The sequence below is a fragment of the Hymenobacter artigasi genome, from assembly GCF_012275535.1.
Taxonomy (GTDB): Bacteria; Bacteroidota; Bacteroidia; order Cytophagales; family Hymenobacteraceae; genus Hymenobacter; species Hymenobacter artigasi.
On sequence record NZ_JAAVTK010000002.1, the window covers coordinates 543369 to 558635 of the forward strand.

At 63.0% G+C, this 15267-nt stretch carries 12 protein-coding genes; 8 read left to right on the top strand and 4 right to left on the bottom strand.

Going from position 1 to position 15267, the window contains the following annotated elements; all coding sequences use genetic code 11:
- Window positions 1–147 precede the first annotated feature (147 nt).
- Window positions 148–504: a glyoxalase superfamily protein gene (locus HBN54_RS05935; protein WP_168672220.1), complete on the top strand. Its 357-nt coding sequence runs from the start codon at window positions 148–150 to the stop codon at window positions 502–504.
- A gap of 13 nt (window positions 505–517) precedes the next feature.
- Here HBN54_RS05935 and HBN54_RS05940 read toward each other — a convergent pair whose 3' ends face one another.
- The 4 genes from HBN54_RS05940 to HBN54_RS05955 form a co-directional block, all read right to left on the bottom strand.
- Complete coding sequence (locus HBN54_RS05940) at window positions 518–1264, bottom strand: LytR/AlgR family response regulator transcription factor (RefSeq protein WP_168672221.1); 747 nt, start codon at window positions 1262–1264, stop codon at window positions 518–520.
- Window positions 1265–1285: 21 nt separating this feature from the next.
- Entirely contained in the window at window positions 1286–2404 is a 1119-nt protein-coding gene (locus HBN54_RS05945; RefSeq protein WP_168672222.1) for a sensor histidine kinase, read from the bottom strand.
- Window positions 2405–2488: 84 nt separating this feature from the next.
- A complete protein-coding gene (locus HBN54_RS05950) occupies window positions 2489–3433 on the bottom strand; it encodes an alpha/beta fold hydrolase (RefSeq protein WP_168672223.1) in 945 nt (314 codons plus the stop codon).
- A gap of 278 nt (window positions 3434–3711) precedes the next feature.
- Window positions 3712–5202, bottom strand: coding sequence for a pectate lyase family protein (locus tag HBN54_RS05955; RefSeq protein ID WP_235955392.1), 1491 nt, complete (start codon window positions 5200–5202; stop codon window positions 3712–3714).
- Between the two features lie 245 nt (window positions 5203–5447).
- Here HBN54_RS05955 and HBN54_RS05960 point away from each other — a divergent pair, with 245 nt between their 5' ends.
- From HBN54_RS05960 to HBN54_RS05990, 7 genes are all read left to right on the top strand, one after another.
- Window positions 5448–5930, top strand: a complete 483-nt coding sequence (locus HBN54_RS05960; protein ID WP_168672224.1) for a carboxypeptidase-like regulatory domain-containing protein — start codon at window positions 5448–5450, stop codon at window positions 5928–5930.
- A 372-nt stretch (window positions 5931–6302) separates the two neighbouring features.
- Window positions 6303–7085: a polysaccharide biosynthesis/export family protein gene (locus HBN54_RS05965; RefSeq protein ID WP_235955393.1), complete on the top strand. Its 783-nt coding sequence runs from the start codon at window positions 6303–6305 to the stop codon at window positions 7083–7085.
- A gap of 117 nt (window positions 7086–7202) precedes the next feature.
- Complete coding sequence (locus HBN54_RS05970) at window positions 7203–9587, top strand: polysaccharide biosynthesis tyrosine autokinase (protein ID WP_168672225.1); 2385 nt, start codon at window positions 7203–7205, stop codon at window positions 9585–9587.
- 177 nt (window positions 9588–9764) lie between these two features.
- A complete protein-coding gene (locus HBN54_RS05975) occupies window positions 9765–11465 on the top strand; it encodes a lipopolysaccharide biosynthesis protein (RefSeq protein WP_168672226.1) in 1701 nt (566 codons plus the stop codon).
- A gap of 88 nt (window positions 11466–11553) precedes the next feature.
- A complete protein-coding gene (locus tag HBN54_RS05980; RefSeq protein WP_168672227.1) occupies window positions 11554–12882 on the top strand; it encodes an O-antigen ligase family protein in 1329 nt (442 codons plus the stop codon).
- Window positions 12851–13882 carry a nucleotide-diphospho-sugar transferase gene (locus HBN54_RS05985; RefSeq protein ID WP_210427952.1) on the top strand — a complete coding sequence of 344 codons (1032 nt, stop codon included), beginning with the start codon at window positions 12851–12853 and terminating at the stop codon, window positions 13880–13882. The genes HBN54_RS05980 and HBN54_RS05985 overlap by 32 nt, the downstream gene beginning before the upstream one ends.
- Complete coding sequence (locus HBN54_RS05990) at window positions 13879–15225, top strand: glycosyltransferase family 4 protein (RefSeq protein ID WP_168672228.1); 1347 nt, start codon at window positions 13879–13881, stop codon at window positions 15223–15225. Before HBN54_RS05985 ends, HBN54_RS05990 begins: the two co-directional genes overlap by 4 nt.
- The last annotated feature ends 42 nt before the right edge of the window (window positions 15226–15267 follow it).

Genomic DNA, 15267 nt, shown 5'->3' on the forward strand with positions numbered 1-15267 from the left:
GTTAAATGTAGGCGAACGGGGCCGGGCAATCTGAAACGGGTGCGGCCGGCGTAGGTGAGGCAACAGCAAGAAATATCGCCGATTTCGGACTATATTTCAACGAATATCAGCACAAAGCCAACCGCTGCTATTTAGCCAATCGCCCCAATGGTCACGCCCATTTTTCAGATTTTAGATTACCAGCAGGCCCTCGATTTCTACATCGACTGGCTGGGGTTTCGAATTGACTGGCAGGACCAGTCGGTGCGCGGGCCGCTGTATATGCAGGTATCGCGCGGCGGCATCGTGCTGCACCTCTCCAGCCACCCCGAGGAAAGCTGCGCCGGGGCCAAGGCCATGGCCGAAATCAACGGCTTGATTGCCTTTCACCACATGCTCACGCAAAAAGCCTCAGCCTATCCGAGCCCGGTGCTGCAAAAAACCTGCTGGAGCGACAAAGTGATGCAGGTGGAAGTGACCGACCCGTTCGGCAATATCCTGGTGTTCGCGGAGCTCTGCGCGTAACCCGCTGCCGCCGCTACAGGCTCAGCAGCTCCCGGAACCGCACCGACTGCTGCCGCGATACTTCCACCTCGGGGCCGCCGCGCAACGTCAGCTTCAGTGTGTTGCTGAACCAGGGCTCGATGCCGGCAATCCATTTCAGGTTGATAATCTGCTGGCGATTGACGCGAAAAAACACTTTGGGGTCGAGGCGCGCTTCCAGCTGCTGCAAGGTGCGCGGAATGAGCGGCTGGTGGTTTTCGAAGTGAATGCGGGTGTAGCTGCCGTTGATTTCGAAGAGCTTGATGTCGGCCAGCTTCACAAACCAGCACCGCTCGCCGTCCTTCACAAACACCTGGTCCTGGGCCGTGAGCGGGGCCAGCGGGCCTTCCTCGGCCGGGCCGGCAGGGGCCATCACGGCCGGCACCGGGGCGCTGCAATGGGCGCGGGCCTTGGCCAGGGCGGCGGCCAGGCGGGCTTCCTGCACGGGTTTCAGGAGGTAGTCGAGGGCATTCACGGCGAAGGCCTGCAGGGCGTATTCGTCGTAGGCCGTGGTGAAGATGACGTGCGGGGCCGCCCCCAGCGAAGCCAACAGCTCGAAGCCGGTCTGGCCGGGCATCTGCACATCGAGCAGCAGTAAATCGGGCCGCAGGGCCTGAATCTGGGCGCGGGCCTCGTCGGCGTGGCGGGCCTCGCCCACCACCGCCACATCAGGGAAAGCCTGGAGCAGGTGGCGCAGCTCGGTACGCGCCAGGCGCGAGTCATCGACGATTAAAACATCCATAATCAAGGATTTTAAAACAGGTCATGCTTCGCTGTGCGCTGCATGACGGCCTTTTTGAACACCTACCGCCCCCACCGGCAGGCGCAGCTCGGCCGTTACGGTATCGGCCTGCCGGGCATCGTTGCCGATGGCGAGGCTGGCCGTGGGGCCAAAGAGCAGCTGCAGGCGCTCGTGGGCGTTGGGCAGGCCGATGCCGGTGTGGTCGAGGGCGGCGGGATTGGGCTGGTAGTGGCCGGGGTTGCGCACGGTGATGAGCACCTGGCCGGGCTGTTCCAACTGGGCCGAAATGTGGATAGCCCCCCCGCCCGGCCGGGGCGCAATGCCGTGCTTTATGGCATTTTCGACCAGCAATTGCAGCGTCATGGGCGGCAGCAGCACCTCCAGGGTGGCAGGGGCCACGTCGAGGGTGAAGCGCAGGCGCTCTTCGAGCTGCAGGGTTTCGAGGGTGAGGTAATGGGCCACGATTTCGAGCTCGCGGGCCAGCGGCACCTGCTCGCGGGTGTTGAGCTGCAGGGAATAGCGCAGCAGGTCGGAGAGGTGCGTCATCATCTCGCGGGCGCGCAGCGGGTTTTCCAGCACCAGCGCCCGGATGTTGTTGAGGCCGTTGAAGAGAAAGTGCGGGTTAATCTGGGCCTTGAGGGTGCGCATCTCGGCATCGCGCACGGCGGCGGTCAGCTTCCATTTTTCCACCTCGGCCCGCTGGAGATTATCGAAGTAGTGCAAGCTGAAATAGGCCCCCGACCACAGCCAGAACGCGAAAAACGAGTTGGCCGCGTAGCCCACGTACTGCATCCACGGGAAGCCCTGGCCGGTGCCAAGCGAGTGCGTGAGCCAGAGCAGCACCACCACCAGCGCGCCCACCACCACCTGGCTGGCCACAGCAAGGCCCAGGTTCGCCAGTAGCAGCCGCGGCAGCAGTGCCCGCAGCGGCAGCCGCGTCCAGCCGTGGCGCCGCATCCACAGCCGCAGCAGGTGGCTGCACCCCAGCAGCGTACCTGCCACAATTGCCTCGATGGGAATAACCAGCGGCGAAAACTTCCCAAACACAGCGGCCAGCAGCACCCCCAGCGCCCCATACAAGCCCCACCCCACGGTTTGGAGCGTCCAATACAAGCGGGTGTGAGAAGTGAGCGGCGGCATGGCAACGGGCAATAGCGAAGCGGGCAAGTTACGCGGTCGGGCCGCGAAGAGCCGCCTGAACCAGCCGGCGCGGGCGGCAGCAGCTTATTTTTTGCTCAGCGCGGGCTGCTTTAGGAAAGTATCTGCCTGCGCCAGAAGCCATTGGGGGTCGTCGTACATCAGGAAGTGGCGGCCGGCTTCCGACATTTCGATGCGCGCCTGCGGCAGCCTGGCGTACTGCTGCGCGAATACGGCGCGGATGCTCTGCTTGGTGGCCCCATACGGCACGTAGGCCGCCCAGGCCCCCAGCACCAGCACCGGCTGCCGGATGCGGCCCAGGTCGGGGCGCAGGTCGGTGGTGTAGAGGTCGTACATGGCCTGGGCCGCGGTGGCAGGGTCCGAAGCCACGCCCCAGCGGACCACCTGCGTGATGCGGGCCGTGTCGGTGACCATGCCGGCCGCCATTTCGCGCTGGGCAGCCCGCGGCAAATGGCCTCGGCTCATCTCGGTGCGCAGGGCGGTGACCTGGGGTTTCACCGTTTCTACGGTAGCGGCGGGGTTTTGCACGGCCGCCAGAAAAGGCAGCGAGTCCACAATCACGAGCGGGCCGATGGCCTCGGGCTGGGCTACGCTCAGGGCCAGCGCCAGGAAGCCGCCCAGGCTGTGGCCCACCACCACGGGCCGGGTCAGCTTCTGGGTTTTGATGTAGGCCAGCAGCTGGTCGCGCACGGCCGGCAGCAGCGGGTCCGTCACCGCCACCGGCGCGGTGCCTCCAAAGCCGGCCAGCGAGATGATGTGGCACTGGTACTGGCGCTGGTAGTGGGCCACGGTTTCGTCCCACACCGCGCCGGGGCAGTTCAGGCCGGGAATGAGCAGCATGGGCTGGCCCTTGCCCACCACCCGCACCGTGAAGGTGGGGTGCAAGGCAGGATTATCGGCCACGACTTTTGCGGCGGGCGCGGCGGCCGGATTGGTGGCGAAAGCAGCGCCGGCCGCGCTCAGCAGCAACAGCGACAAGGACAGGCGGCAGGCGAAAGCAGCAGTTTTCATCGGGTAAGTATGGGGTTGTTGGTGATTGAATAACCCAAACTTACCGGCCCGACGCAGCGACCGAAACGGAATTTAAGTGAACGGTATTCCAGCCGGCTGAACGGGCGGAATGGCGGCTGAATGGCGAATGCTGTAATAGCTTAAAGGTCGAACGGTCATGTCGAGCGCAGCCGAGACATCTCGCGTGTGGAAGTAACTCAATCGAATGGATTACTACTGCACGCGAGATGTCTCGGCTGCGCTCGACATGACCGTTAATATATATTCAGGCCGTGCCCCTACTTCCCTCCCAACGCCACCAGGCTATTCAAATAGCTTTCCAGGTTGGTGTAGCCATCGGTAGCGCGCAGGGCGCGGTCGGCGGCATTTTTAGGGTTCAGGTGGTGGGCTTTTTCCCAGGCGTCGGGCATGCCGTCGTGGTCGGTATCGAGGGGCGCGGGGGTCGATTTCAGCACCGGCCAGGCTTTTTGCGAGATGCTGTAGGGCGTGCCGTGCGGGTAGTGGCCCTGCACGTCGATGATGGTGCCGGTGCGGGTGCGCACCTCGCGCACAATGCGCTGGTCGAGCGTATCGCGTTGCGGGCAGATGGCCCCCGCGCCGTTCAGCACGGCCTCGTAGGCAGCGGGGGCCGTTTGCAGGGCCAGCGGGCCCAGGTCGAACGGCGTGGTTACTTTCGACTGCGCGGTATCGGCGGGGGTGCCGCCGTTCATCACCACGCCGCGCCAGTTGCGGGCCGTCACGGCGGGCGAGCCGTCTACGTAGTTGCCCGTCAGGTAAAACTTGCCGTAGGGCAGGCGGCCTTTTTCCTTGTCTAGTTTGTACGGGTTCAGCACCTGGGCCTGCACTTTGGGGTTGGTGCCGGGGCCGGGCTTGTAGTAGTTGTTCACCACGTTGTAATTGCCGCCCTCGCCGGCGTACACGTTGTTTTCGCCCCAGTCGTAAATCACGTTGTTGCTGAAATCGACGTTCTCGAACCCTGCCGCGTGGGTGTAGCGGCTGCCGTTGAAGCGCGGTGTGCGGTTTTTGCAGTGCGCAAACAGGTTGTGGTGAAACGAGGAATGCTGCCCACCCCAGATGCCGCCGAAGCCGTGGCGCTCGAAGTCGGTATCGCCGGCTTCGTAGTGATAGGAGTAGTTCAGCGGCTCGGCCATAATGTTCCATTGCAGGGTGGTGCTGTCGCCCTCGTACACCGACATGGCCTCGTCGGTGCTCCAGCTCATCGAGCAATGGTCCACGATGAGGTGGTTGTTGCGGGTGCCGCCGAAGGCATCATCGCCGCCCGCGCCGTCCACAAAGCCCTGGTTCTGGTTCTTATCACCCATCCGGAAGCGGATGAAGCGCACAATCACATTATTGGCCTTCACCGATACCGGATAGTCGGCCAGGCAAATGCCGCCGCCGGGGGCCGTCTGGCCCGCGATGGTGGTATTGCCCTTGCTGATGGTGAGCGGCGATAACAGGTGAATGGTGCCCGACACCCGAAAGACGATGGTGCGGGCCGGGGCTTTGGCCGCGTTCAGCTGCACGGCGTAGCGCAGGCTGCCGGGCTGGCCGTCATCGAGCAGGTTGGTGACTTCGAGCACCGTGGTGGGCATTGCCGCCGTGCCCCGCCCGCCGGTGGTGAAGCGCCCCGCACCCTCGGCCCCCGGAAACGCCACCAGGCCCTGCGCCCAGCTGGTAGCCGGCAGCAGCAACAAGCTCAGACCCAACAGGTGAAGCCCGCGTACCGGACGCAGGCAGGCAAAAAGAGGTTTAGGAAATTTGGGCATACTGGTTAATTGAGGCAACAACTTGCTCCCGACTGCGTGAATAGGGCATGAAACTCCCCTTTTTGAAACTAAGTAAAAACCAGGCCAGTTGAATAGTACAGCTACTTGACCGGCCTCGGCTCGCCCGAAAAGTCGCACCACAACTATATCATTTCGATAAAAATTATACCTATTATTAACACAGGTTAATTATTAATCAATATCTTCACATTCATCCCTGCACGCTCGTTTTAATCCGCTTACCTATGCGCCCATTTTTTCTCGCCGCCGCAGTAACTTTTTTTGCCCTGGGCAGCAGCCTGACCGTGGCCGCTCAAAGCGCCAGCACGCTGGCACCGGCCGGCAATGCCCAAGACCGCATCGCCATGTCGTCGCGGCCGGCGGCCAGCAGCGCGGCCCGGCCCATGCGCCTGGCGTGCGCGCCCCTCACCGGCACCATTTATGAGCCCAACGGCCGGCCCCTGGTGGGCGCCACGCTGCTCGTGAAAGGCACCCACGATGTATATGTAACCGATGCGGAAGGCAAATTCCACCTCACCGACCCCGTGTACCAGGGCCAGACGCTGGTGGTGGGCGCGGCCGGCTACACGCCCCAGGAAATTGCCCTCACCGACTGCACGCTGCCGCGCCTGGTGCTGGAGCAGGCCGACGGTGCCCGCATTAAGCGCAACGGCAAGCGCGCCGGCCAGGTCGTACGCTTCAACAACCGGAGCACCAATCTGAAATAAGAAGCTTCGAGCGGGCCGGTTTTTGGATTTAGGCCGGGTTCGCGCATCGCACGGATAAGGTGCGGAATACCTGATGAAAAAGAGTGGTGCCACGGCTTCAGGGTCGGGGCACCACTCTTTTTTTGGCCATCGGGTGAGCGAATGAGGGGCACAAGAGCCGAATCGAGCCGGTTGAGGTTATTGATTTATAGCAAGATTAAAAATACATTAAGAACTTATTAATACAGAAAAATAAATCATTTGTGCTATATATGTGGAATAAATCACTAAATTAGCTATTATTCTCCACTACCTGGGGTAGGAACCGACACTCGAAGCCAGCGCCCGAAACGCTGATTTTGCGCCAGGAACCTGCTTCGTTACGGTCAGTCTATGAACTCATTGTTTTACTTCCGCGTGTGGGTTCTGGGGTTGGTATTGGCAGGGCTGGGCTCGTGCGTATCGCAGCAGCAGCTGCCGTACCTGCAGGGCAAGGACTACTCGACCCGGGCGGCGGTGCAGGTCGATAATGAGCGGCAGGTGTACCGGCTGCAGCCCGGCGACGTGCTCAGCATCCGGGTGCAGAGCGTGCAGCCGGCCCTGAACGACTTGTTCAGCGTGACCAGCGGGCAGAACATTCAGAGCGGCGACCCGGGCAACATTTTCTCCTCCGGGTACTCTGTGGACGATACCGGCAGCATCAACCTGCCCACGGCGGGACGGCTGAAAGTAGCTGGCCTCACGGTGGAAGAAACCCAGCAGCTTATTCAGAAGGAAGTAGCCCGCTTCATGCGCGAATCCAACGTCCTGGTGAAGCTTACCAGCTTCAAGCTCACCATACTGGGCGAGGTACGGGCACCGGGGCGCTACTTCGTGTACAACTCGCAGGCCACCGTGCTGGAGGCCCTGGGCCTAGCCGGCGACATCGGCGAGTTTGGCAACCGCACCAATATCAAGCTGATACGGCAGACGCCCAAGGGCTCGGAAGTGGTGCTCCTCGACCTGACCGACCCCAACCTGCTACGGTCCAAGTACTACTACCTGCTGCCCAACGACGCCCTGTACGTGGAGCCGCTGAAGGCCCGCACCAGCCGCGGCAACGCCAACAACCTCGGGTTGGTATTCGGTGGCCTTTCGAGCATTATTCTGCTCCTGAGCTTCATTAAGGTTAATTGAGATAAGAGTTAAGAATTAGAAGTTAAGCGTTAAAAATCATGGAGTTCGCATCTCAACTCCTAACGCTCAACTTCTAAATTTCAACTCAATCAGCCCAACTTTTCTCTGCTTCTGACTATGGAAACCCGGCCCGCTCCTGACGAGATTGATTTGCACGCGCTGTTTTTTAAGCTGCGCACCCGCTGGCCGCTGTTTGTGCTGGCCCTGCTGCTGGCGGGCGGCAGCGCCTACCTGTACCTGAAGGTGAAGGCCCCAGTGTACGCTTTCCGGTCTACCATGCTGCTCGGTGACCAGGGCACCGGCTCGAAACAGGCCCAGGAGCTGCTCCAGATGCTGCAGGTGCACGAAAAAGGACCCAAGATGGAGGACGAGCTGGGCGTGCTTACATCGGCCGAGTTTGTGCGGCAGGCCGTGGCCCGGCTGCCCTACGCCGTGAGCTACTACGCCCAGCCGGCCACCTGGCTGAACACGCTGCGGCCGTTGCAGGTGCGCGAGCGGGCGGCGGGCGCGGTGCCGTTTCGGGTCTGGGTCGATTTGCAGGCGCCGCAGCTGGCCGGCGTGCCCATTTACGTGGAGCCGGCCGGGCCGGGCCGCTTCCGGCTGCACGCCACGGCCAAGAAAGGGGGCCTTTTCAGCCTGCCCACCAGCGAGCGGATTTCAGACATCGCCGATGTGAGCGTGGACCAGACCGGTACCTGGGGCGATACCCTGCGCTCGCGCCTGCTCACGGCCGTTATCCGGCAGGAGCCGGGCATGCCGTTTGGGCAGGAGCCGGCGGCCTACTACTTCGTGCTGAACGACCTGAACGGCGCGGCCGGCCAGTACCAGGGCAGCCTGGCCGTGCGGCCCATCGACCACGAGTCGCGCATTATCGAGCTGACCACCAAAAACACGGTTTCGGCCAAGGGCACGCAGTTTCTGGACACGCTAATGGCGCAGTACATTGCCGAAGACCTGCGCGAGAAGGACCAGACCGGCCGCAAAACGCTGACGTTCCTGAACCAGGAGATTGATAAGCTCTCGGGCCAGCGGCGGCAGTCGGCCGAGGCGCTGGCCACCTTCCGGGCCACGCGCGGGGTGCTGGACGTGGCCGCCCAGTCGAGCACGGGCATCCAGCGCATGAGCGGCCTCGAAACCGACCGCGCCCAGATTGCCACCCGCCGCAAGTACTACCAGAACATGCTGGGCTACCTGCGCGCCAACCGCAATGCCAGCCAGGTGGCCTCGCCCAGCAGCGCGGGCATTGAGGACCCCGTGCTCAACAGCCTGATTATGCAGCTAACCAACCTGAACGAGAAGCGGGCCGAGCTGAGCGCCACCGCCAGCGGCGAAAACCCGCTGCTAACAGTGCTCGACGGCCGCATCCGCAACACCAAGGAATCGCTGATTCAGACGCTAGCCAACATGAGCCAGGCCAACGATATTTCCCTGCGCGACCTGGACAGCCAGCTAAGCCAGGTGCGCGGCCAGATGAGCCGGATGCCCGAAAGCGAGCGCCAGCTGACCTCGCTGAAAAGCACCAGCGACTTCAACGAAAAGAACTACAACTTTTTGGTAGACAAGCGAAATGAGGCCGCGATTGCGCTGGCCACCAACGCCACCGACAAGAAAGTAATCGACCCGGCGCAGCAAACCAGCGCCGGCCCCGAGTCGCCAAAACCCATGCTGGCCTGGCTGATGGCCGCCCTGGCGGGCGTGCTGCTGCCCACCGGCCTGGTGCTGCTGATGGACAAAGCCAACCGCCGCATTCAGGGCCGCGAGGACCTGGCCGAAGTAACGAGCATTCCGCTGCTGGGCGTGGTGGCGCACGGCTCGAAGCACGACAAGGTGACGATGCTGCAAGACCCCAAAGGGCCGATTGCGGAGTCGTTTCGCTCCATTCGGGTGAATTTGCAGTACCTGTCGGCGGGGATGGATAAGAAGGTGCTGGGCGTGACATCGTCCATTCCGGGCGAGGGCAAAAGCTTCTGCGCCGTGAATATTGCCACCGAGCTGGCCATGGCCGGCCGCCGCGTAATGCTGGTGGAAACCGACCTGCGCCGCCCCACCATGGCCGGCTACTTCGACCTCGACCCCCTGCCCGCCCACGGCCTGGCCAGCTACCTGCGCGAGGAAAGCACCCTGGACCAGGCCTGCCGCCCCAGCGGCGTGCCCCACCTCGACGTGATAACCTGCGGCCAGCTGCCCGCCAACCCCACCGAGCTGCTGGAGCGCCCGCGCATGGCCGAGCTCATTGCCCAGCTCCGTGCCGAGTACGACTACGTGGTGCTCGACACGCCGCCCGTGGGCTTCGTAGCCGAATATTTCGTACTGGTGCGCTTTCTCGATGCCAACATCTATGTGGTGCGCCACAACTACACCGAGCGCACCCTGGTGCACCAGATAAACGAGCTACACCAGTCGCAGCGCATCAAGCAGTTGTACATGATTATCAACGACATGCACTTCAACAACAACTACGAGTACCGGTATAAGCAGAAGGCTTATCAATACGGGTATTGAGCGACGGTGAACGATGAAACCAGCCCGCCGAACGTTATGCTGAGCTTGTCGAAGCATCTCTACCGCGCTAGTAATTAATAACAACTGCAACGAAGCGGTAGAGATGCTTCGACAAGCTCAGCATGACCGTTTGCTGATACCAAGCGCCCAGCGCAAACCCCAAAAACCACCACCCCAATGGCCTCCACCGACGAACCTCAAAACCTGACCGTGGCCACCGTCAATGGTGTGAAGTGGACGATGACGGCCACCATCGTCAACTCGGTACTGCAAGTGGGCTACACCGCCGTGATGGCCCGGCTGCTGAGCCCCGCCGCCTTCGGGCTGGTGGCGCTGGCGGGCGTGATTCTGCGCTTCGGGGTGTACTTCGCCAAGATGGGCATGGAACGGGCCATCATTCAGAAGCCTGACCTGACGGAGCAAGACGTGCGCGTGGCGTTCACGTCCTCGGTATTGCTCGGCGCGCTGTTTGCTGGCCTGCTGATGGCAAGTGCACCGCTGGCAGCTAGTATTGTGCACCAGCCCGAGGTAGTGCCCGTGGTGCGGGCCCTGGCGCTGGGCATTTTCCTGAGCGGTGTGAACGGCACAGCCATGAGCCTGCTACACCGGGCCATGCGCTTCCGGGCGCTGGCAATTATGGAAATGCTGTCATTTTTGCTGAGCTACCTGGGGCTGGGCATGTTCCTGGCCTGGCAGGGCTTTGGGGTGTGGGCACTGGTGGGGGCTTCACTGGGGCAGGGCTTGTTGGTTACCGTGCTGGCTTACGGCGCGGTGCGCCACTCGGTGCTCCCGCTGTTCGACTGGGAGGCGTACAAGCCGCTGCTGGCCTACGGTAGCCGGATGTCGGTTATCAGCTTCGTGGAGTTCGTGAGCATGTCGCTTGATACGCTGCTGATTGGGCGGCTACTGGGGCCAGCTTCCCTGGGTATTTACACGCGCGGCTCGATGCTGATTGCGCTGCCGGTGTACCTGCTGTCGAGCAACGTGGCCAAAGTCCTGTTTCCGTCCTTCAGCCAGATGCAGGCCGACCGGGCCCGGCTGCGCGACGTGTACCTAAGCAGCATTACGCTGATAGCCACCCTCATCACGCCCATCTGTATGGGCGTGATGGTGGCCGCCCCAGAAATTGTACTGGTCATGCTCGGGCCAAAATGGCTGGAGGCCATTCCGGTGCTACGCGTCATCTGCCTCACGTATATTCTGAGCGCCATCACCATGTTCTCGGCGGTGGTATGCGATGCCACGGCCGCCCTCACGGCCAAGCTCTACCTGAACCTGCTGTTTGTGGTGCTGCTGGCCGGCACGATGTACTTCTGTAGCCCCTACGGCCTGCTGGGCGTGGCTTGGGCGCTGGTTCTTGGCGAAGTGCTGCGCACCGTGCTCTACACCCTGCTGATGAAGCGCCTGCTGGCGGCCCCCAACTACACGCTGCTGCAGGCCTATGGCCCCGGCGTGCTGGCCGGCACCGTGTCGGCGGCCGGCATTTGGGTGGTGCGCTACCTGCTGCTGCCATTGGGTAGTCCGGCGCTGCTGGTGCTGGGCGTGGAAATGCTCGTGGGCGCAGGCGTGCTGGGCGGCCTAGTACTGGTATATCCACCCGCCCAGCTGCGCGACATACTGCGCCGCCTGCTGGCCCGCTTCACTGGGGGCATTGCAAATCCTGCGGCCGACAACCTGCTGAGCCGGCTGATAGGGGCAATGGCGGCCCGGCTGGCCCGGCTGGATGGAGTCGAGTCGCCAATCACCATCGTCCCCAACGTCAGCACCTTGCAATATGAGGCGGACTCCGGTGCTCAGGAAGGCCATGATGCGCCCACCATCCCATCAACTGAACCAACCCAGGCCATTTATTCCGACCCTGAAACGGAACTGGTATAGCCTCCTCTGCCAGCACGGCCCATTGGCTCAGCCCGCTGCTACCTGCTCTCAACCCTGCACTTGTGTATCCATCCCTAGCCAGCAAGTCATGAAAATCAGCCTGCGCTTTCTGTATCTGTTGCCAATGGTGTGCATCCTGCTGACGGCCGAGGGGTTATCGGACTTCCTGTTCCGGGGCCAGGACTCACCCAAGATTACCATGTTTGGGCTGACACTGCTCGGAGCATCGCTGGCAGCCAGCGTGCTGTTTTACCGCTACATGGAACGGGTAATGCAGCGGTGGCTGCTGGGATTGGTGGCCGTGCTGCTGGGCCTGGCGCTGGAGTCGTACGCCGGCTGGAACTCCTGGATGGTGTATCCGCACGTATTTTCTAAGTTTCTGGCCCTCTTGTACTTGTTTGCGATATATGGATTTCACCGCCGGTTTGGCCTGCCACCCGTAGGCCTGCTCATGGGGCTGCTCATGGGCGGCCTTTCGGTGAGCCTGCTTGTCTTTCACCCCGAGGCGCTGAGCATATCGGCATTTTTGGAAAATGAGCGGGGATTTGTGGCCCAGTCGGCCATTCTGCTGCTGCTGCCCACGCTGTACTACTTCAACCAATACCTGGCCCACGGCGGGTTACTGCGCCTGCTGGTGTTTCTCGGCGGCCTGCTGTTCATCGTCTTCTTGCAGCACCGCTCGGTGTGGGTTTCAACATCGGTGGCGCTGCTGCTGAACGTGGGGCTGGTGGCTTTCGGGCGGGTGGCGAGGGCGCGGTTCAGCACCCAGCGGCTGCTGCCCATGCTATTCATTCCGCTCATTGTTTTGATTTCGGGCGGCCTGGTAGTCATCAGCGACCCCAAAATCAGCAAAAAGCTAAGTAGCAGCATTCAGGACATTATGCACCCCAGCAAGCGGGGCACCGGCAACTGGCGTTTGCGGCAGTTTCAGGCCTACGAGCCCTACATGCTCGAATACCCGCTGGCTGGCATGCGGCTGCAAGGGTTCGAACTGCCGGTGCAGTTCTTCACCGAGGCAGCCAACGGCGGCGGCGACGAGCCAGTGTGGTCTTACCGCACGGGCCACCACTTTCACAGCTTCTACGTCGACCGCATCTTCTACTTTGGGGTGCTGGGCCTGCTCTTTACGGTGGTGGTGCCGGTAGGACTGCTGGTGCGGCGACTGCGGCAGCCGCTGCCCCTGCCACCCCCGACGGCGGCCATTATGGTGTTTGTGCTCAGCCTGCTGGTGTTCGGTTTTTCCTACGACTGGTCCTTTTACTTTTTTGGGCTGTGGGGATTGGCGCTGGCGGCAGCGGCTCCAGTCTGGCAGCCACGGCGCTTGGCTGCGCCCACTCCCCTGCCCACTGTTGCGTCCCTGGTAGTACCTAATCTGGCCCACCGTTATGCTCACACCGCTACCGCTACTCCCCGCTGAGCCCTCTGCGCCGGTCCTGCTCATCTTATTCAACCGCCCGCAGGCTACCCGCCAAGTGTTCGAAGCCATTCGGCAGGCACAGCCCGCTCGCCTTTACGTGGCCGCCGATGGCCCCCGCCCCACCCGCCCCACCGATGCCGCACTGTGCGCCGAAACCCGCGCGCTAGTGCTGGCGGGCGTGGACTGGCCCTGCGAGGTACGCACCCTGTTTCGCGACGAGAACCTGGGCTGCGGGCAAGGGCCGGCCACGGCCATCGGCTGGTTTTTCCGCGCCGAGTCCGAGGGCATTATTCTGGAAGACGACTGCCTGCCCACGGCCAGTTTTTTCCGGTTTTGCGCCGAGCTGCTGCAACGCTACCGCCACGACAGCCGCGTGATGCACCTCAGCGGCAACAACCTTGCCCACGAAGCCCGGCTGCCGGTGGCCTCCGGAGCCGATTCTTATTACTTCTCGGGGCGGGTGCACAGCTGGGGCTGGGCCACCTGGCGGCGGGCCTGGCAGCACTTCGACTTTCACCTGGCGCTGCTGCCCACCCTGCGCCGGCGCGGCGCTCTGCCCGATGTGTACCCGCACTGGCTGGAGCGGCAGTATTGGCTGCGCAAGTTTGACGCGGTGCGCACCGGGCCGCAGCCGCCCCACATCTGGGACTACCAGTGGCACTTCGCGGTGGCCGCCAACGGCGGCCTCGCCATCGTTCCGGCCGTGAACCTGGTCACCAACATCGGATTCGGCGACAATGCCACCCACACCTTTGCCCCCCACGACCAGCACGCCCACCCGCAAGCGCACGAGCTAGCCTTCCCACTGCGCCACCCGCCCGTGGTACTGCGCGACACCCGCCGCGATGCCCGCCACTTTCGCGAGCACCTGGCTGGCCGGGCTGGGGCCGCAGTTCGGCGCCTGCTGGCCCGCCTGTGTTCGGCCCCGACCGGGCTGGCCGATGGCCCACCCACCATTCCGGCTTCTTACCCTCAGCCTGTTTCTGCACTAGTATCATGAAAGTTCTCGTCTCCGCATATGCCTGCAACCCCGCCCAGGGCGGCGAGTGCGGCAACGGCTTCCACTGGGCCTGGGAAATGGCGCAGCGCGGCCACCGCGTTTGGTGCCTCACCACGCCCTACGGCCAGTCCGGCATTGCCGGCTTTTTGGCCCAAAATGCCCACGAGGGCGCGGCACAGCGCCTGCAGTTCTTATATCCCACCGTGCCCGGTTGGGTGCAGTTCTTGTACCGCTGGCAGTTTGGCGTGTACCTGCACTACTTCGTGTGGCAGTACACGGCCTGGCGCCTGGCCCGACAGCTCGACCAGACGGTCGATTTCGACCTGGTGCACCACGCCACTTATAGTAGTCTGAAAATGGGTTCCTGGCTGTGGCGGCTGGGCAAGCCGCTGGTGTACGGCCCGGTGGGCGGGGCTCAAAAAGCGCCCATTGCCTTCCGCCAGTACTTGCCCGACTGGTTCCAGACCGAAACCCTGCGCTCGGCCTTCTCGTGGGTGCTCACCACCCTCGACTTCAACCTGCACCAAAACCTGCGCCGCGCCGTGCTGGTGCTGGCGTCGAACGATGAGTCGGCCGACCTGGCCCGCCGGCTGGGGGCCCGCAATGTTGAGTTATTCCTCGACACCGGCTTGTCCGAATGCTTTCGGGCAGCCGAGTTTCCGGAGCGCCCGGCGCAACCGGTCCTGCAATTGCTGTGGGTGGGCCGGCTGTACCCCAACAAGGCTCTGCCGCTGGTATTCGATGCTCTGGCACAGGTGGCGACGCGGGTTCCTTTCCATCTCACCGTACTCGGCGACGGGCCGATGCGTGACCTCGTGCCTGGTTGGATTGACCAGTACGGCCTGAAGGGCCGCGTAACCTGGCGCGGCAGTGTGCCGTGGGCTGAAGTGCACGCCGCTATGCTGCGCAGCGACGTGTTTCTGTTCGGCTCGCTGCGCGATTCCTTCGCCTCGCAATTCATGGAGGCCCTGGCCACGGGCCTGCCCATCGTCACACTCAACCACCAGGGCGCCCGCACTTTTCTGCCCGCGGCGGCAGCCATCAAGGTTTCGTTGGAGTCGCCGGCCGTGGCCATCGCCGCTATGGCCCGCGCCGTGGAGTATATGTACGACTACCCCGCCGCCCGACTGGCTATGGGCCGGGCCGGCTACGAGTTTGCCCTGTGCCAAACCTGGCCCCAGCGCCTCGACCGTCTGCTGAACTTGCTCCGCAAGCGAGGCCTCATACCCGCCGACGAGCTGGCCGCACCTGCGCCGCGACTGGCTCGCGCCCAGCCCCTGGCCCGCCTGCGCCACTTGGCCGGCCGGCGGCGCCTGGGCCCGCCCCGCGCCCACCAGGCCTGACCGGGACCGAGCTTCCCACCCGCGTCCGGCCTGCCCCCTGCC

Bases quoted from the DNA above. Each gene is read 5' to 3' on its own strand.
- HBN54_RS05960 (WP_168672224.1), top strand. From the start codon at position 5,448: ATGCGCCCATTTTTTCTCGCCGCCGCAGTAACTTTTTTTGCCCTGGGC.
- HBN54_RS05940 (WP_168672221.1), bottom strand. From the start codon at position 1,264: ATGGATGTTTTAATCGTCGATGACTCGCGCCTGGCGCGTACCGAGCTG.
- HBN54_RS05975 (WP_168672226.1), top strand. From the start codon at position 9,765: ATGGCCTCCACCGACGAACCTCAAAACCTGACCGTGGCCACCGTCAAT.
- HBN54_RS05985 (WP_210427952.1), top strand. From the start codon at position 12,851: ATGCTCACACCGCTACCGCTACTCCCCGCTGAGCCCTCTGCGCCGGTC.
- HBN54_RS05970 (WP_168672225.1), top strand. From the start codon at position 7,203: ATGGAAACCCGGCCCGCTCCTGACGAGATTGATTTGCACGCGCTGTTT.
- HBN54_RS05945 (WP_168672222.1), bottom strand. From the start codon at position 2,404: ATGCCGCCGCTCACTTCTCACACCCGCTTGTATTGGACGCTCCAAACC.
- HBN54_RS05955 (WP_235955392.1), bottom strand. From the start codon at position 5,202: ATGCCCAAATTTCCTAAACCTCTTTTTGCCTGCCTGCGTCCGGTACGC.
- HBN54_RS05980 (WP_168672227.1), top strand. From the start codon at position 11,554: ATGAAAATCAGCCTGCGCTTTCTGTATCTGTTGCCAATGGTGTGCATC.
- HBN54_RS05965 (WP_235955393.1), top strand. From the start codon at position 6,303: ATGAACTCATTGTTTTACTTCCGCGTGTGGGTTCTGGGGTTGGTATTG.
- HBN54_RS05935 (WP_168672220.1), top strand. From the start codon at position 148: ATGGTCACGCCCATTTTTCAGATTTTAGATTACCAGCAGGCCCTCGAT.
- HBN54_RS05950 (WP_168672223.1), bottom strand. From the start codon at position 3,433: ATGAAAACTGCTGCTTTCGCCTGCCGCCTGTCCTTGTCGCTGTTGCTG.
- HBN54_RS05990 (WP_168672228.1), top strand. From the start codon at position 13,879: ATGAAAGTTCTCGTCTCCGCATATGCCTGCAACCCCGCCCAGGGCGGC.